This window comes from Nitrososphaera sp. AFS, from assembly GCF_009898475.1.
Taxonomy (GTDB): Archaea; Thermoproteota; Nitrososphaeria; order Nitrososphaerales; family Nitrososphaeraceae; genus Nitrosopolaris.
Genome location: NZ_QURE01000019.1, coordinates 1 through 15974 on the forward strand (window position 1 = coordinate 1; position 15974 = coordinate 15974).

Below are 15974 nucleotides of genomic sequence, written 5' to 3' on the forward strand. Positions count from 1 at the left end.
ACAAAGGGAACATGCTGGTATAAAGAGGCTAACACCAATGATTGGAATTTTTCTACAAACATTCAAAGATGCCATATCGGAAAGAAAACCAAGCAGAAAACTGTAACCTATGTCTGTATCTAGAATTATTACCCATCTCTGCAAGTACTACAATTAATAATGTTGAAATTAATATTTCACGACTTAAATCTATAAAATTCTCGATTTAGATATACTACTCAAATTGGAAAATATACCGCTCTTGTACTTTTCAAATGCAGGTGAATTAAGCTCTGGGCTATTGTGTGAGATCTACTATACTTTTCCTGATAATTGATTTAGCTTTGGGTGAAATATTGTATTGTTCCAGGACCTTCGAAGGCTCCTTAACCAACTGGTTTCTAAATTCTGGCTCGCTAGCTGCTCTGAGCAAAATGTCACTAATCATCTCAGCGTCCTTTTGTCTTGGGTCCAATTACTCCACGGTTGCAAAATTCTTGTATATATTCCTAATGCATCATTCGTAAGCTTGATATGAACTTGTTGACCGCTTTCGAACATGAAATATGAACCTGCAAAGTAGAAAGAAATTGGGTACGGATGGAAGTCCTAGGGCAGTAAGTGCTCAGCAAACATTAAGAGTCGCTAACTTGACTTGCAAACAAATTGGAGTAACTCGCCTTGCGGACATTACACACATGGACAAATTAAATATTCCTAACTATTCTGCTGTTTTACCCGGAACAGAAGATTACATCTGGGTCTATAGTGGCAAGGGTCAAACAAAAGTACATGCTCAAGTAAGTGCACTAATGGAAAGTATTGAAAGGTACTCTTCTCTTCCTAGCAGTTCCCAGAGGAGATTCATCCAAGGAAGTTACGATCAGCTCTCCAAAGAACACACTGTCCTTCATCCAGAAGAGGTTGTAGAACCGTTCAATTTTCAATACAAAGATTACATGTCTATGGATTTTCTTTCCGGTTTTGAGATGTTAAGCGAAGGTATCATTTTAGTACCTGCTGCATTAGCTCTTTTTAGATACTCTCCAAAGCCTCCCGCGTTAAATCCCTTTGCATTTTATCATACAAATGGCCTTGCCTCTGGCAACGTCTTAGAGGAGGCCATATGTCACTCATTGTGTGAGGTCATAGAGCGCGATGCTGTGAGTTTGGCGCAACTCCGAGCTAGCGCCTTACCTTTTCACTCTATTCAGCACATATCGAACGCACTTAGATCTCAGGGTTATCCCGTGACTTCCATACCTCCAGATCTGTTTAGGGATGATGCAAGTATATTTTCTGACATCGATATTTACGACTTAGATTTTCAGCCCCTAAAAGTAATGATTAGGAAATTTGAAGAAGCTGGAATTCCCTTGATAATAAAGAATATAACTTCAGATATTGGCATTCCAACTTTCAACGCCTCAAGTGTTGAGTGGTTATCCCATGACTACGGCTACTTGGTTGAAGGCCATGGTACTCATCCTGACTCGAGAATTGCCTTATTACGAGCTATCACTGAAGTTTCTCAAACTAGAGCCGCCAATATTCAAGGTGCCAGGGACGACTTGCGTAAGATAAAATACGGACAAGAAAATTCCGATGACAAAAGAGCATGGCAATTTACACCCTCTAAGAGAAAGAGCAGATTCTCAGACATCAGATCGTATTTAAATGAAGACATCCTAGATGACATAAAGCTTCTTTTGAATTGTCTAAAAAAAGTAGGATTAACTAAAGTTATTATTGTAGACTTGACAATCGCGGAAATAGGAATACCTGTCGTCCGAGCTATTGTACCAGGGCTTGAGACTTTTAAATTCACAAAATCAGTCATTGGTTTGAGAGCAAAGAGGTACTTAAATGAATAAGCCAATTATTTTTGTGGGTCCCAGCCTCGACGTACAAAAGGCTAGGAAGATATTTGATGCAGATTATCGCCCCCCTGCCAAGAAAGGGGATCTGATAGGGCTGCTATCCGAATCAAAAGATGCTGATTCAATGATTGTGGGTCTAATCGATGGCTTATTTCTGCAAGATTATCCCCCTACCCCCATAGAAGTTTATCAATTAGTGAGAAAAAGAAATACCCTTGTTTTAGGGGCAGCAAGCATCGGAGCTCTGAGAGCTGTAGAACTGGAAAGATTTGGTATGATTGGCATCGGGAAGATTTTTGAATTGTTTAAACTGAGAAAATTCACAGCAGATGACGAAGTTGCAGTTACATTCAACGAAGAAACTCAACATCTTCAGTCCGAAGCAATGATTGACATTAGATACAATCTTCTTATCGCGTTTAAGAAAGGGGTAATCGATGAAAATGCTCGAAGAACCACAGCCAAAGTAGCAAAAAGTATGTACTTCCCTGATCGGAACTATGCGGATATTATAAATGAAACACAAAGGCGATTCCCTCATCTTTCAGCATCCATGAATTTTTTGCAATCTTTTATAGCTAAGAACAGGAGAAGTTTAAAGGAAAAGGACGCAGTAAGGCTAATCACACACGCAAAAATGAAATACGAAAGCAAATCCACCGTTTAATAGCAAGACAAGTTGAAGAGTTTAGATAAGCACACCTTTGCCCTCATTTACTAGAGTCTAAAAGATTATCTTTCATCGTGACAAGTTGACGTACCCATTGATGCCTACTATTAACCAACAGAGTGAAGTCATTGCGATTGTCTCTTCCAAGATAATCGCGCGAGGTTGAAAACTATGAAAACACGACAAGAACACCCATCAAAATCAATCTACCTGCTGCTTAATGGAAATCTGTAGGAACTCTGACATTCACGTCACCAACAGAAGAAAAGAATTGAAGATTATTAAAAGCTTGAGTTGATAAACATATCCAGGCTCTTCAATTGCAGTTATGTATACAAACCCAGCTTCATAACAAAAGACTGTAGAGATAATGGCAAGTCTTCTCACTGGTGAAATAATCCTGAATGGCTAGAGACTTCAATGTTAAACTCGAACCATTGGATTTCCGTCAAAATTTGAACAAAGATTGCTTTTCACAATAATGTGAACGTATAGCCTCTCACCAAGAACTTGCACAATTTTCATATAAGATAGCGTTGTTCTTGTTTTATGTCTTACGATTCTTACCAATGGTATCTTATGCCACATGCCTAACCATAACTAAGAAGACAATCAAAGAAAGAAGATTATAGAACAGAAATGGATTGAAAAAGGGAGTTATCAAGCCTCACATTAGTATAGATACTAAATTCAATATCATTCAGTATTACTAAAGGTGATGCTTGTTCATGATTTAAGATATTTGTCTTATTACAAGAGAGATATCTAAAGTAATATGTTATTGACAAGGTGTCCGCTGATAAGGCTGTTTTTTCATCGTTAAAAAGAGTGATAACCTCAAAACATAAAAGTTAGAGTGGGATTGAAAGTTATGCTTTATAATAAATTCGTATTTTTGTAAACCACACTAGATAGTAATGATAGCGTACATAAGGATTGAATTAATCTATGAACTAGTTCTCGGTATCAAACTTGCAATTTGAATAGCCATCAGTCCTTATCCGATCCAGTAACAGAAAGCTGAGTCCATAGTATCAATGGTGATTGACTTAATATTTTATGTCATCTTAAGGATTTGATATTTTGAGTAGCCAACGATTCCATAAAGGTTAGTATCGCTAGTAAGACTATGAATAAAAAATTCTCTGAGCGATTTAAATTCCTAGAAATTCCAAGAATTCAATAATTAATGAGCTAGCCAAATAGGGCAGATAGCCCCTCCAATGCCTCTTCCTCTTTCTTTTCCTCTTTCTTTTCCTCTTCAACCTTAGTTTCAGTTGAAGGTGTAGCCGAGGCTGGACTCGCGATACTAGGGGCAGCCACTGGTGCGCTCTTCAGAGCTTCCTCGATATTCACCTCGCTCAGTGCAGCAACAAGGGCTTTGACCTTCACTTCATTCGGAGTGGCACCTGCAGACTTAATTATATTCGTGATATTATCCTCCGTAATGTCCTGTTTTAACTTGTGTAATAGCAAGGCGGCATATACGTACTCCATTGGAGTAATTTCTGTTTATTACCATAATATAAAACTTACAATATGTTGGTGCTACGAACGACAGTATAAAGGTGATCCTTTAGATCTTTTTCATATAGAGAATTCATTTTTTCTAGTAAAATCGTTCTAGCATCGTGTCGCTCTTGCTCCGTACCAGCCCTTAAGACATCCGCAAACATATCTGGCAAGTGTTCCCTGATCCACCCATCTAACACATAGTAGCGCTTTTCATTTATCCACGTTGCCTTGCTTATGTCTTGATCAAGTTCCCCATTAAAATATCCGGCTTCGACCCTGTCGATCAGCATGAAAATACAATTATTCGGATTAGGATTTTGAAGGACTTCTTTTGGTCTACCTAATGCGTATCCAGACTCGACCCGCTGGATTAGACCCGTAGGGCGTATGTAGGTACCCTGTACTTGAAGCTTTTTCCCATTGACAGCCTGAACCCTCCCTATTACCAATCTAGTATATTTATCGTCTTTGTCCACAACGAAAACATAGTCACCAGGCTTTATTCTGCCTCTGCCGAACATCTACCAGATCAGCTGTAGTAAATTATATAATTTTTCCGATCTTTTTTAAACATCCAATTATCATCATGACAATATATCTACAATTAAACTTAATGGGCTCTTTAGAAATTACATTTATTAATGTATGCTCGTCAGTTATAGAAAGAATAAGACTTGCAGAGATTTGATGAGTTAGATATGAGGATATTATCAGAGCTTACCAAAGACGCAAGTATTTCAGTTCCTCAGCTTAGCAAAAAACTCAGCGTCAATGCTTCTGTATTATATAGTAGAATAAAACGCCTGTCTAAGCGCAATCTTATTCAGAAATTCACCGTAATAGTTAATGAGGGGATGCTTGGCTTTAACGTGAAAGCGACGGTCGGGATCAATAGGGATCCTAAGCTCAAGGATCCAATACACTCTGAACTTTTGAAGATTCCTGAAGTACGATCTTTGTCAGAGGTCACCGGTCGCTTCGATATGATTGTTACTGTCAACGCACGTACTTTGGAGGAATTGCATAACGTAGTGATAGGTCTCATTGGGAAGGTTGAAGGGATTCAAAATACTGAGACATTCGTGGAAATGCAGACAACCGAAAAAGAGCCCGTTTATGCAGTTCAGCGATCCCTCTCTAGATAAATTGAAGTCATTACATCGAAAAAATGTGTAAAAGGCTTACAGTAGGTTCAAATATGACGTTAAACCAGATTACATGACTATTTTTGGCAATGGTGCAGCGGAAGGTTGTTGAGATGATTCAGACAATGAAATTGGCGAAGAAGACAAGCAAGGACGACTACTTCACTCACTTACGTCTGGTCTTACTTGGCATGGCCGCTGTGGGAGGTATTGCCTTTGTAATAAAACTAATAGCAGAATTTATTACATTCGGAGGAGGCACAAATACCGGACACTAATATGTGCCCATCGGCTACTTAACACTGGCTTGTCTGGTGGGTCCTACTCGTCTAGGTGCGATACCCTAGACCCGCCATATTTGGAGCTTTGTATCGTAGCATCAATATCATTAGTCAGGCATCAATGATTAAAATTGACTTCTGGAATGCCGTGATAGATGGTATTTAAAGTATATTTGTTCGTGAGAATATTTAATATGGGTTCTTTAACATCGATAGTCGAATGGCTGGAATAGGACGTGATTTATCAATAGCTACACTAGGATCCCATTGTTCTCTTCAAGTACTGAAGGGGGCTAAGGATGAAGGATTCAAAACATTACTCCTGTGTGAAAAAAAAAGAGTCGAGTTATATAAGAGATTTAAATTTATTGATGAAATTTTTGTAGTAAATAGCTTTAGCGAACTATTGGATAACTCTTGTCAAGAGAGGCTTGTGCAGTCCAATACAATAATCATTCCCCACGGTACCTTCATCGCTTATTTGAGCAGCGAGCAGATCGAGCAGCTATCTATTCCAGTGTTCGGCAACAAATGGATTTTCAGGTGGGAGGCAGACAGAGAGTTAAAACAGAAGCTAATGGAAGCAGCTGGCTTGGTCGTACCAAGGTCAATAGGCTCTAAAAACGAGATACATGGATTATCCATAGTAAAATTACACGGTGCAGCAGGAGGGAGAGGATATTTTTTGGCGTGGGACAAAAAGAGCTTCGACGATGGAGTCGAAAAATTGATCAAACATAAGGCAATAAAAAGCGAAAATGAATTATATATACAGGAGTATGCCAGCGGTGTGCCGGTTTACCTTCAGTTCTTTTTTTCCGCAATTTCCAAAGAAATTGAATTACTAGGCATAGATAGAAGATACGAATCAGATGTTGATGGAATCGGGAGGATACCTGCAAGGGAGCAGTTAGCATTACAACAAGAACCTTCGTATAATGTCGTAGGAAACATCCCCTTAGTCTTAAGGGAGTCTTTACTACCTGAGGTATTCTCGATGGGGGAAAAATTCACTAAAGCTGCCGCAAGTCTGGTGCCACCTGGAATGACAGGTCCATTTTGTATAGAAGGTGTTTACGATAGTCAAGGAAGCTTTATTACATTTGAATTTTCGGCAAGGATTGTAGCAGGAACGAATCTGTATCCTGAAGGATCTCCATATTCTTGTTTGATATTTGATGAGCCGATGAGTATGGGAAGGAGAATTGCCCGGGAGATAAAAATTGCCTGTGAGCAAAACGCATTGGACAAGGTATTAACTTAGTATGGTGTGACGTCATCCAATCTGTTCTTTAAATTCATGTTTAATCAAGGAGGATCAGATAGGATTCTACTCATCCGCCAGTCATTTTGCTAAATTTATTAGTTCGATTAGTTATCGAAACATAGTCGATATTCGCTAGAGCAATTTTAGCTGATTCACGTACTTCTTCACTTTTGTCCTCTAATGCTTCATTCAGCGCTTCCCTCCCTTCTTCAGAACCTATTACGCCTAAAGCAATAGCAGCTTCATGTCTAACGAAGAAACTTTGATCAGACTTTACTGCACTCGAAAGAGCGCTGATCGCACCGCTAAAACCAAGCTGTCCCAATGAAAAAGCTGCCTCATGTCTAACTAATGGATCGAGGTCATTTTTCAGGACCTTGGTAATATGTTCAATGGAATTTTCGCCAGCTATTTCGGCGAGAATACAAATTGCCCTTGTTCTGACCACTTTGTCATCATTAGTAAGTAAATTCAAAAAATAATTCGAATCACGAAGATTGAATTGTCTTTCCATTTCTTGTAATATATGCATCCTTCCCGATTCTCCTTGGTTGCGTTGATTATGAAACACTTCGCCCATGACCCCTGATTGTCTCAGGATCGGCTTAAATGTTTCCGATACTGCAACTTAATAGAAAGTTCTTGTTTGGCAAATCACGACCATGTACAATCCATGCTGGACTAAGTTAGAATATTAGTAATTTCTATGTAATATCAATTTGGCTGTATAGAATTACAATTCATTCGCAGGCACTGCGTAGAAGCTAACTATTCTAATAACCAGATTCCTGGATGCAAATTTAATTTAGGACTTGTTTCTTGCAATGCTTCTGCAAATGGTAGTAACTGACTATTCGATGGAAAAGAGCTTAAAATAAACTACACAGAAGCTACGGATGCCATCTACAGACTTAATTAAATGGAACGTCGAGCAGCAAATAAATGTCATCTTTAACCAATATCTAAATCAACGATGATTTCTGTGAAATTCACCACTCATCATTCGAGCCTTGCAAACAAATCTTCATATTTGACTGTAGTAGCGGCAATGATCAACCAGTACGCAAGAACGCATATAATAAATATAGTATAAAATGGCTGCTGAGGTAACATAACCGTTTATCGATAAAACGATATCAAAAAATGGATAACGTCCTTGATATACAATAAAAGGCAAGTCGACATGGCTGGTATCCCAACCAATTTGATACTTATGGAAGTAGCAGCTTAGAACAACATGACAATTATTCCCATAATCGATGACTGGTCCTTTTTAAATATGTAGCCAGTATCTATTTTCCATAATATAGCGTGCCTTGTGATATTATTTTATTTGTAATTAAGTCTATAATACAATAATATATTATGATACCTATTCTGTTTAAACACTGAATCTATCAGTTCTCCCTCTTTTCTCAAATGGTTTTTCTCAAGAACTCTTACCGAAGCCTTATTGGAATCAAAAACATTAGCATATATTTTGTGTAATCTAAGAACATTAAATGCATATTGAATGACAAGGCGGATGGATTCAGTTGCTATGCCCATATTCCAGTAGTTTTGTCCTAGCCAGTACGAAATTTGACCGCTATTGCTAATCTGATCAATTTTGTGCAAACTAATTATTCCAACCAAAGTCCAAGTGCTTACAAACTCTATAGCAAAATTTAGTTCCTTTTTTGTTTTAAAATTCCGCCTGCTTTTGTCGATGAATCTCTTTGCGTCAAGCATTTCATAAGGGTAGGGTACGTTCATTAGGTAGCGAACTACTCCTCCTGTAACAAGTCGCGTTATTACGGGAATGTCCTTGTATCCCAATTGTCTCAGCCTAACCAGGCTGCTAGCCAAAGTGGGAAATTCACTCAATCCACTCATCACACTTTTTAGTCATAGTTGGGATTTATTGTTGTGGAAACTAGTTTGACAAAAATGGACTTATTATATTTTGTCAATTGAAACTAGTGCTGGCAGGAGTTCTGCTTGATTATCGAAATATCGACTGTTGAGATAGAACCAGAGGTACTATCATACTAGCTCGCCAAGCCATATGAATAAAAGGTACAAGTCTATATACATAAGTTAGACGCTCCACCAATTTCTATTCTCTAAATTAGTAGTTGCTTAGACCTATTACCGTCTACATTCGGTTAACGTTACGTTCGTCTAATTACATCGCATAATAGAAAAGCAGGCCTGTGGCATTGATTAGTTGAAACCGTTTATTCAGGTCAAGTAGTTCGCAATCATAGACCCACATAACTTATCTTACACACTTGTCTACATTGGTCTGTCAATATTTAATATAGGGCTAAAATGCCAGCACAAAGTGAAGAATGTAGATGACACCTGTTACTGTCGCTAAATTCGGAGGTAGCGCTCTGGGGATAGATGGTGTCTTGATTGGAAAAATAGTTGATAGAATATGCCAACTTCAAGCAAATGCTAAAGTAATTGCAGTTTTCTCTGCCCCCGTTATTAAATATGAGGGAAAAGCGCATTCAATGACTGATATCGCCATAAAAGTGGGCAGAAACTACGCATCTTCCAATCCCGTGGAAATTGACATTTTAAAAGAAGTCTATGACAAAATAGCCACTCAATATCTCACCGATCCTTATTATAATGAATTCCTAGATCATCTTGATAAATTCTATCAACAAGTAATAATTGCATTAAAGCAAGCTGCAGAATATCGACGGTTCGTGGATATTATCAGATCAAGAACACTCGCTTATAGCGGCGAAATCACTATGTCATATCTCATGGACTACGTCATTAGAAGTAGAGGATTAAGGTCTGCTCATGTAAATATCGAAAAATGGCCAATCATTACTGATGATAACTTTGAGGCTGCCAACTTTATGATTGAAGAATCAAGGCAGAATTGCGGTCATTTATTGGATTTAGTGGAACGCAAGGATATCGTTTGTATGGGCGGTTTTATCGGTAAAACCGTGGATGGCCTTGAAACAACTTATGAACGAGGGGGTTCAGATAGAACCGCCGTTGATGTGGCAATTCTACTAAACGGGCCATATGAATCAAAGGTCCACTTCGAAAAGGACAGTGCTGTACTCAGTGCAGATCCAAAAATAGTAACAAGCAATTTAGAGAATATACGACATCTATCGTACAACGAGGCAAAACTGGCGGGAATGTTTGGTATGAAGATTCTCGATCCCATTGCAATTAAGGAAATACTTGACAATAACTTAGATATAGCCTTAGTCATTACCAACATGTCTAATCAGTCGCACACTACATCGATCCATTTAGACCCACCTCAAGATAAGCCTAGTAACAGTTTAGTAAAAATAGTCACTGGCAAGAAAAATTGCGCTATAGTAAGAGTTGAAAGTATAGCAGCTTCACATTTGATTGCCGCGCTTGAAAAAGGCAAACAATATTATGATTTTGTCAAATTATCCCCATTTAAACGAGAAGGCGTAGAAATTTGTCGGTTACTTTTTCTCGATGCAGACTTCGTAAAGAAACAAGAGCGACATTTTAAGGCATACTATCCGAAGACTGAGATTGTTTATGGAAGAGGGGTTGTAACCCTTATTGGTGATATGATGTGGCAAATGCCCAATATCGCATCTGCAGCCAGTAGTACGGTAGGAGAGCAAGGAATAAACATTCTAAACCTAGATGCACAAGAGGAAACCTCAAGGATCCTGATTATTGTAGATGATAAAGATACCAATGTTGCTGATGCTATCAGGGCAATTCATTCTAAGCTATGTATGATTAGTAAGTGATAAAATGACTGACGCAAAAATTTGGATGGACGGATCATTTGTGAGTTGGAATGATGCAAAAATCCATGTTTTAACTCATGGCTTGCACTATGGAACTGCAGTGTTTGAAGGTATCCGTTGTTACAAAACCCATCGAGGCCTTGCAATATTTCGCCTCAGCGATCACATACTTCGATTAAGTCTTAGCGCCAAAATATATTTTATGAACATCAAGTATTCTAAGAGACAAATTGAAAATGCGGTCATAGAGACAATTAATGTTAACGAGCCTGAAGAAAACTATGTTAGAGTTATTGCGTATTATGGGTACGGTAAGCTCGGTGTCAATCCTCTCCCAAATAAGGTTTCCGTAGCAATAGCAATATGGAAATGGGATGAATCCATCACAAATAGAGAACCAGAAAAAGGAGCACGGCTAGCTGTTTCGTCGTGGACTAGAATAGATAGCCGGTCGATGCCAACACAGGCCAAAGCTACTGCCAATTATGCAAATTCTGCTCTGGCAAGGATGGAAGCCCTGAAAATGGGATTCGATGAGGCGGTGATGTTAAACCCAGCAGGAAAGGTCATTGAGGCCAGTGCGGAGAATATATTTGTGGTGAGAGATGACGTGTTCATCACCCCTCCAGTTAGCTCAGGAGCCCTAAATGGAATTACTAGAGATAGCATATTGGCAATTTTACACCATTCTGGAAGCCCTTTCGAAATTCGAGATATATCTAGGGAAGAACTGTACATGGCTGATGAAGTATTTCTCACTGGGACTGCAGCCGGTATTAGAGAAGTAGGAGAGATAGATAATCGGATGATTGGCGATGGGTGCATTGGAAAACATACTATGCGGGTCAAAGAGAAATTTCATACGATAACCCAAGGGAGAGACGATATCTTTAGCAAAAGATGGCTTACATACGCGAATCAGGGCCAGTAGCTACTTTGATTAGTTTCAAAATTTTCTAATTCGGCATTAAACCTTTGCTGCTACAATCCTTTTTAATACGTCCCCGCAGATAGAATGCTAACTTGTAGTGTACCCTGCCTTCTTTACCAATTCAGCTAAAATTTGTCCGTCATTGCTAGCTCTAGATAAGAGGGAGATTATAGTGTCAGATGAGACATAGCCTGACTGAATGGCTAATGACAATACATTTTGATGCGTCTTCAAGACTAGGCCTCGGATAGTTTCGGGAGTAGGATAGGCAGCTTCCATTGCCAATGAGATTGCTTGTTGGAAAGAAATGGCCAACTCCTTTCCATATTCATCGAGGTTGATCTTTAGATCGTTTTCCCTTAGGAATAATCCATTAGCTATTGCTATACTGACCGAAATTCCTGCTTCGACGGGCTTGATATTGAGTTTGCTCATTAACGAAGCCAACTTTTGTGAAATGATGCCCCCCCCCCCCGAACGCACAACCGCAGTATCTTTACTTACCCATATACTACCCTGATCAATTTTTGTAGGCACGTTTGCCTCTTTGAACTCTGAAAGGACTGGACCAGGTGGGATTCCAGTATTCCCTGCAGGTATCATAATATCTTTAGTAGCAATATCCCCTCCTTTCGCAGGCATGAAAACTTTATTCTTGTCAAATAACAAGTTAAGCTTAAACGGGCTAATGTTCGTGAATAAGAGGGCACACTGCCCTTCCAGTTCTTTACTTAAATCGCTTAATCCCTTCCTGTTATTTGTTTTTTCGAATGAACGCTGAGCTACTCTGTTTTTGATCACCTTAATCTTCATCGTAGTCCTAAATTTCTTCCGAATTGTCATAAGTTGGGTGGCGCGCACCTTGGACATTTTGGAAATTGCAATTACATCAAAGCGATTAGGTAGCTCTCGCAACTCATCATACAACAACAGCTTTTTCTTGGGATAACTCGTCCTTTGCTTGTCAGCTATAGTTTGAGACGACATTTGATCATTCGGTCCTCCTTTTGTCCTTTTCTCTGACCGCTGGTGGCAGCTTTGCGGCTTTACCCATAGTAAATTTGACTAGGACATCGCGTATGTTCTTGTCGCCTTGTGGAAGCTTTTTTTCTACAGCCGCAAGGACAGCACTAGCATTAGCTGTCAATTGACTGTCATCCATTTTCTCGTCACCAATTTTTGCAGATGCGTTGAGTTGATTTTTTGCTCTTATTCTAACTGACTTGCGCATGCGGTCTGCGATAGCTTCTATAGGAGCCCCATATGGCATAGGGGTAGGCATCTTGCCTTTCGGCCCCAGAAATTGTCCAAAGGCGCGTCCAACAGTTGCCATTAGGGCTGCATCTGCAAGAAAGAAGTCATGCTCTTTTACAACCTTTCTTGCCTCCCTTTTGTTGGTCCCCAGCCTATCTAACTCTTCAGGTTGCAAAATTCGATCTACATTGGCTTTCTGTGCTCGCGTGCCAGTGTCACCAGTTCCAACTACGCAAATACTCGCTTGCCTAGTAGGGGTGTAAGGCAAAACAACCACTTCATTAAGGTTAAAGCCACGTTTAACGTCAATATCCTTTAGTAGGAGCGTTATTTCTGCAGATTGGCTAAATTTGCGTGGCACTGCTCCATCTCTCGCTTGTTTTACAATGCGGCGCAAATCGTTATCATTTAACATATTTTAGATATTAGCATGTGCATAAATAGCCACTTAAAATCGTTTAGCACGTAACATGACATATTTGATAGCAAATATTGTTTACAAAAACGGGCCCGGTGGGCTTCGATCCCACGACTTCCGGCTGTCTCCCAGTTTAGAAGGCAGGCGCTCTGTCCATGCTGAGCTACGAGCCCCAGATTTTCACCCGTCTGTAAAAGAGACACTGGTCATACTCAGATCAGGCGGCATGGTAGATTAAAAAGATGAGTGCACCTTTATAAAACGTAACTGTATGCGCGCCAGATAAAGATTTTCGCTATTTTCCCAGATCATACGTAGCATCAATATTCCGTACTCAAGATCTTCTTACGAAAAGGTATAATAATTAGATGAGAATAGAGTTTGAATATTGTCACAACAGAAATAGTGACAACTAGTAAAAATGAATCATATGGTCATGCATGGCGATGTTGATAGTAATAGGGAGGACAATACAAATGACAAAACCGGTGAAAAGCGGGGCCAAGCCAATCCCGAATTTGCCACCGAACAGTTGACACAAATGCTAAACATTTGGTCAGATATTAGTCGTTTGCCAACTGTAGGACCATTCTTTGCTTATTCACAGTGTTCCAGATCTGATCTTCAGGATATTCTTGATCTTTGGAAAACCTTTCTCGAGTTTCAGATACACGTAAAGGAATTTTGGGCACAGATTAATAATACATATACACATGCATTGGCAAAGGCTTCCGAGAAGGCACCAAAAGAGTATAGCTCAAAAAAAGACTTCGAGAACTTTAGAAAAATTGTGATAGACATTTTTGAGGAAGAGTTTACAGGCCTGTTTGATTCTAAGGATTACGCAATTTTGAATGGTACATTATTAAGGGATCAATATGACTCTGTGATGCATTTACAGAAGCTTACGGAGAAACAATTTAAGGTACTTAATCTCCCTACCCGAAGTGAATTAGATTATCTATCTAAGGATATTCATGATTTGAAAAAAACTGTTCATGACTTGAACAAAAATTTTCGTGACTTTGCCCTAAAGATAGGAGCTTTGAAACAAAATGAATCCGGAGATATATCTAAGTAGCACTTCAGAAAAGAAATTAGGGAAAGACCACGAGATAAGCGGCGAAACAGATACCAACTCAATATTAAAGGAAATTGGAGAATTAACTCGCAAGCTCGAAAAAACCAGAGTGGTGCTCCATAATGCAGGAGCTGTAGAGGTTGGAAGTACCCCTCATGAAATAGTAGATGAGACAAGTTTGTACAGACTTCTGCACTATCGGCCGATGGTGAGCAAGACTGCCAAGACACCGATTTTGTTTGTATACGCATTGATAAACAGGTCTTATATCCTCGATTTGCAACGGAACAAGAGTTGGATTCGTAGCTTGCTAAGCCAAGGCTTCGATATTTATTTGATAGATTGGAAGACACCGACTCAAGCAGACAAGTATGTTTCATTTGATGATTACATAAACAATTACATCGATGATTGCGTGGAATTTGTTAGAAGAAAGAACTCCGTAGACAAGGTAACGCTACACGGATATTGTATGGGTGCAACGATGTCTGCGATTTATTGTTCACTTCATGAGGACAAAGTTAGAAATTTGGCCACCATAGCACCGGTTATTGACTCAAATCAAGATACCACGGTACTTGGGAATTTTTCTAGACATTTCGAGGCAGATAGAATGCTCAGTTCGATAGGCAATTTACCTCCAGAACAACTTTACGCATTATTCTCCACTTTGAAACCATTTAAGCAGGGAGTAAACAAGTATTTCAATTTAGTTGAAAATATTGATAATGATGAATTTGTTCAGAACTTTCTCCGTGTAGAAAAGTGGCTGTACGATACCCCACCAATCGCCGGCGAGACGTTTAGACAGTGGATCGTTGACATTTACCAAAAGAATCTCTTGGTGGCAAACGAAATGAAGATAGGAAGCGATGTCATAGATCTTTCTAGGATTAAACTTCCTGTATTAAATATAATCGCAGAAGAGGATCATCTCGTGTCTCCGCAGTGCAGTGCACCATTGAATGATGTCGTATCCAGTCGTGACAAGAGACTAATGCGATTTCATACTGGGCATGTCGGGCTTATCGCTAGCAGTTATTCCCAGAATAATGTCCTTCCTAAAGTAGGGCAGTGGATTAAAGCTCGATCACAGTGAGCCTTCTTAGTCATTAAACTTTCTAGATTACGATGGAAGGATCTCACCTCCAATCAAACGAGTTAGCATTTAGTATTTGAGGTATGTATACAAGTTGAAAGTCCATATCTACTTGTATACATGTCCTAATTCACATCCTAATTTTGTACAGTGATCTTAGTAATCATAATCAATCGAAATCCTCAATTCTCCTATTCTGTACTGTATTATTCTCCATTAATGCACTTTCTTTTAGTACTATGAATTCAAATGATGCGCTACAATCAGTAAAATACCCGCTTCAGGATACCATGTGCTGTAGTCAGAATAGACAACAACAGACTTTCCATTCATTAAAGCGATCTAGGTAGGCAGATTATATTTGGACTGCCTATTCCAATTATTTAATGACTGTCTTTCCTTCTCCTAATAGGTATAATGATCACTTGAACTAGGTCACCGTCTTCAATATTCAATGCTTGTCTTTCAGCTTCAGGGATAGAAATCCTGCCCCCACTTTGAACGGTAGTCTTAAACATTGCATTATAATATGTCAGGCCTTGAAGCGTGGTGAGAAAATTATGAATTGCATCCTGCTGAACTGCTGTATAATTTCTTATGAGATCTTTCTGAGCTGCAACTCCTTTTTCGATAGCATCCCTAAAAATTCCCGCCGGTTCATCTCCACCGCCAGTGTTAGTCATTGTCTACTTA

At 39.2% G+C, this 15974-nt stretch carries 18 protein-coding genes; 10 read left to right on the forward strand and 8 right to left on the reverse strand.

Going from position 1 to position 15974, the window contains the following annotated elements; genetic code table 11:
* Window positions 1-277: 277 nt before the first annotated feature.
* Window positions 278-454 carry a hypothetical protein gene (locus DYY65_RS03855; RefSeq protein WP_162476668.1) on the reverse strand — a complete coding sequence of 59 codons (177 nt, stop codon included), beginning with the start codon at window positions 452-454 and terminating at the stop codon, window positions 278-280.
* A gap of 91 nt (window positions 455-545) precedes the next feature.
* On the opposite strand from DYY65_RS03855, the gene DYY65_RS03860 reads away from it, so the two are divergent.
* Together DYY65_RS03860 and DYY65_RS03865 are read left to right on the forward strand one after the other, a co-directional pair.
* Window positions 546-1853 (forward strand): YcaO-like family protein, encoded by a 1308-nt coding sequence (locus DYY65_RS03860; protein WP_162476669.1) that lies wholly within the window; start codon window positions 546-548, stop codon window positions 1851-1853.
* The gene (locus tag DYY65_RS03865) at window positions 1846-2526 is read left to right on the forward strand and encodes a TfuA-like protein (protein WP_162476670.1); all 681 of its coding nucleotides are present in this window, start codon (window positions 1846-1848) and stop codon (window positions 2524-2526) included. Before DYY65_RS03860 ends, DYY65_RS03865 begins: the two co-directional genes overlap by 8 nt.
* 1197 nt (window positions 2527-3723) lie before the next feature.
* Here DYY65_RS03865 and rpl12p read toward each other — a convergent pair.
* Window positions 3724-4026, reverse strand: coding sequence for a 50S ribosomal protein P1 (rpl12p, locus tag DYY65_RS03870; protein WP_162476671.1), 303 nt, complete (start codon window positions 4024-4026; stop codon window positions 3724-3726).
* Between the two features lie 35 nt (window positions 4027-4061).
* Window positions 4062-4565 (reverse strand): hypothetical protein, encoded by a 504-nt coding sequence (locus DYY65_RS03875; RefSeq protein WP_162476672.1) that lies wholly within the window; start codon window positions 4563-4565, stop codon window positions 4062-4064.
* 177 nt (window positions 4566-4742) lie between these two features.
* On the opposite strand from DYY65_RS03875, the gene DYY65_RS03880 reads away from it, so the two are divergent.
* The 3 genes from DYY65_RS03880 to DYY65_RS03890 all read left to right on the forward strand — a co-directional run bounded on the left by DYY65_RS03880 (window position 4743) and on the right by DYY65_RS03890 (window position 6734).
* Window positions 4743-5189, forward strand: a complete 447-nt coding sequence (locus tag DYY65_RS03880) for an Lrp/AsnC family transcriptional regulator (RefSeq protein WP_201449318.1) — start codon at window positions 4743-4745, stop codon at window positions 5187-5189.
* A 125-nt stretch (window positions 5190-5314) separates the two neighbouring features.
* Window positions 5315-5467: a SecE/sec61-gamma family protein translocase subunit gene (locus tag DYY65_RS03885; RefSeq protein ID WP_201449315.1), complete on the forward strand. Its 153-nt coding sequence runs from the start codon at window positions 5315-5317 to the stop codon at window positions 5465-5467.
* A gap of 223 nt (window positions 5468-5690) precedes the next feature.
* Window positions 5691-6734, forward strand: coding sequence for a formate--phosphoribosylaminoimidazolecarboxamide ligase (locus DYY65_RS03890; protein WP_162476674.1), 1044 nt, complete (start codon window positions 5691-5693; stop codon window positions 6732-6734).
* 70 nt (window positions 6735-6804) lie between these two features.
* On the opposite strand, the gene DYY65_RS03895 is transcribed toward DYY65_RS03890, so the two are convergent.
* Together DYY65_RS03895 and DYY65_RS03900 are read right to left on the reverse strand one after the other, a co-directional pair.
* The gene (locus DYY65_RS03895; protein ID WP_236561647.1) at window positions 6805-7269 is read right to left on the reverse strand and encodes a HEAT repeat domain-containing protein; all 465 of its coding nucleotides are present in this window, start codon (window positions 7267-7269) and stop codon (window positions 6805-6807) included.
* 797 nt (window positions 7270-8066) lie between these two features.
* On the reverse strand, window positions 8067-8612 hold the full coding sequence (locus tag DYY65_RS03900) for a GNAT family N-acetyltransferase (protein WP_162476675.1): 546 nt from the start codon (window positions 8610-8612) through the stop codon (window positions 8067-8069).
* A gap of 464 nt (window positions 8613-9076) precedes the next feature.
* On the opposite strand from DYY65_RS03900, the gene DYY65_RS03905 reads away from it, so the two are divergent.
* Together DYY65_RS03905 and DYY65_RS03910 are read left to right on the forward strand one after the other, a co-directional pair.
* Window positions 9077-10498: an amino acid kinase family protein gene (locus DYY65_RS03905; protein WP_162476676.1), complete on the forward strand. Its 1422-nt coding sequence runs from the start codon at window positions 9077-9079 to the stop codon at window positions 10496-10498.
* 4 nt (window positions 10499-10502) lie between these two features.
* The gene (locus DYY65_RS03910) at window positions 10503-11429 is read left to right on the forward strand and encodes a branched-chain amino acid transaminase (protein WP_162476677.1); all 927 of its coding nucleotides are present in this window, start codon (window positions 10503-10505) and stop codon (window positions 11427-11429) included.
* An 87-nt stretch (window positions 11430-11516) separates the two neighbouring features.
* Here the strand turns inward: DYY65_RS03910 and DYY65_RS03915 are convergent, their stop codons facing one another.
* Both DYY65_RS03915 and DYY65_RS03920 read right to left on the reverse strand, forming a co-directional pair.
* The gene (locus tag DYY65_RS03915) at window positions 11517-12416 is read right to left on the reverse strand and encodes a 50S ribosomal protein L10 (protein ID WP_162476678.1); all 900 of its coding nucleotides are present in this window, start codon (window positions 12414-12416) and stop codon (window positions 11517-11519) included.
* 4 nt (window positions 12417-12420) lie between these two features.
* Window positions 12421-13098, reverse strand: coding sequence for a 50S ribosomal protein L1 (locus DYY65_RS03920; protein ID WP_162476679.1), 678 nt, complete (start codon window positions 13096-13098; stop codon window positions 12421-12423).
* A gap of 55 nt (window positions 13099-13153) precedes the next feature.
* Here DYY65_RS03920 and DYY65_RS03925 point away from each other — a divergent pair, with 55 nt between their 5' ends.
* From DYY65_RS03925 to phaC, 3 genes are all read left to right on the forward strand, one after another.
* Window positions 13154-13339 carry a hypothetical protein gene (locus DYY65_RS03925; RefSeq protein ID WP_162476680.1) on the forward strand — a complete coding sequence of 62 codons (186 nt, stop codon included), beginning with the start codon at window positions 13154-13156 and terminating at the stop codon, window positions 13337-13339.
* Window positions 13340-13522: 183 nt separating this feature from the next.
* A complete protein-coding gene (locus tag DYY65_RS03930) occupies window positions 13523-14182 on the forward strand; it encodes a poly(R)-hydroxyalkanoic acid synthase subunit PhaE (protein WP_162476681.1) in 660 nt (219 codons plus the stop codon).
* Complete coding sequence (gene phaC, locus DYY65_RS03935) at window positions 14157-15281, forward strand: class III poly(R)-hydroxyalkanoic acid synthase subunit PhaC (protein WP_162476682.1); 1125 nt, start codon at window positions 14157-14159, stop codon at window positions 15279-15281. The genes DYY65_RS03930 and phaC overlap by 26 nt, the downstream gene beginning before the upstream one ends.
* Before the next feature lie 383 nt (window positions 15282-15664).
* Here the strand turns inward: phaC and DYY65_RS03940 are convergent, their stop codons facing one another.
* The gene (locus tag DYY65_RS03940) at window positions 15665-15964 is read right to left on the reverse strand and encodes an AbrB/MazE/SpoVT family DNA-binding domain-containing protein (RefSeq protein ID WP_162476683.1); all 300 of its coding nucleotides are present in this window, start codon (window positions 15962-15964) and stop codon (window positions 15665-15667) included.
* Window positions 15965-15974 lie beyond the last annotated feature (10 nt).

Excerpts from the sequence above, each read along its gene's own strand:
- DYY65_RS03885 (WP_201449315.1), top strand. The coding sequence starts at position 5,315 with ATGAAATTGGCGAAGAAGACAAGCAAGGACGACTACTTCACTCACTTA.
- DYY65_RS03875 (WP_162476672.1), bottom strand. The coding sequence starts at position 4,565 with ATGTTCGGCAGAGGCAGAATAAAGCCTGGTGACTATGTTTTCGTTGTG.
- DYY65_RS03895 (WP_236561647.1), bottom strand. The coding sequence starts at position 7,269 with ATGCATATATTACAAGAAATGGAAAGACAATTCAATCTTCGTGATTCG.
- DYY65_RS03860 (WP_162476669.1), top strand. The coding sequence starts at position 546 with ATGAACCTGCAAAGTAGAAAGAAATTGGGTACGGATGGAAGTCCTAGG.
- DYY65_RS03865 (WP_162476670.1), top strand. The coding sequence starts at position 1,846 with ATGAATAAGCCAATTATTTTTGTGGGTCCCAGCCTCGACGTACAAAAG.
- DYY65_RS03910 (WP_162476677.1), top strand. The coding sequence starts at position 10,503 with ATGACTGACGCAAAAATTTGGATGGACGGATCATTTGTGAGTTGGAAT.
- DYY65_RS03880 (WP_201449318.1), top strand. The coding sequence starts at position 4,743 with ATGAGGATATTATCAGAGCTTACCAAAGACGCAAGTATTTCAGTTCCT.
- DYY65_RS03940 (WP_162476683.1), bottom strand. The coding sequence starts at position 15,964 with ATGACTAACACTGGCGGTGGAGATGAACCGGCGGGAATTTTTAGGGAT.
- DYY65_RS03925 (WP_162476680.1), top strand. The coding sequence starts at position 13,154 with ATGACATATTTGATAGCAAATATTGTTTACAAAAACGGGCCCGGTGGG.
- DYY65_RS03930 (WP_162476681.1), top strand. The coding sequence starts at position 13,523 with ATGAATCATATGGTCATGCATGGCGATGTTGATAGTAATAGGGAGGAC.
- DYY65_RS03915 (WP_162476678.1), bottom strand. The coding sequence starts at position 12,416 with ATGTCGTCTCAAACTATAGCTGACAAGCAAAGGACGAGTTATCCCAAG.
- DYY65_RS03905 (WP_162476676.1), top strand. The coding sequence starts at position 9,077 with ATGACACCTGTTACTGTCGCTAAATTCGGAGGTAGCGCTCTGGGGATA.
- rpl12p (WP_162476671.1), bottom strand. The coding sequence starts at position 4,026 with ATGGAGTACGTATATGCCGCCTTGCTATTACACAAGTTAAAACAGGAC.
- DYY65_RS03890 (WP_162476674.1), top strand. The coding sequence starts at position 5,691 with ATGGCTGGAATAGGACGTGATTTATCAATAGCTACACTAGGATCCCAT.
- phaC (WP_162476682.1), top strand. The coding sequence starts at position 14,157 with ATGAATCCGGAGATATATCTAAGTAGCACTTCAGAAAAGAAATTAGGG.
- DYY65_RS03900 (WP_162476675.1), bottom strand. The coding sequence starts at position 8,612 with ATGAGTGGATTGAGTGAATTTCCCACTTTGGCTAGCAGCCTGGTTAGG.
- DYY65_RS03920 (WP_162476679.1), bottom strand. The coding sequence starts at position 13,098 with ATGTTAAATGATAACGATTTGCGCCGCATTGTAAAACAAGCGAGAGAT.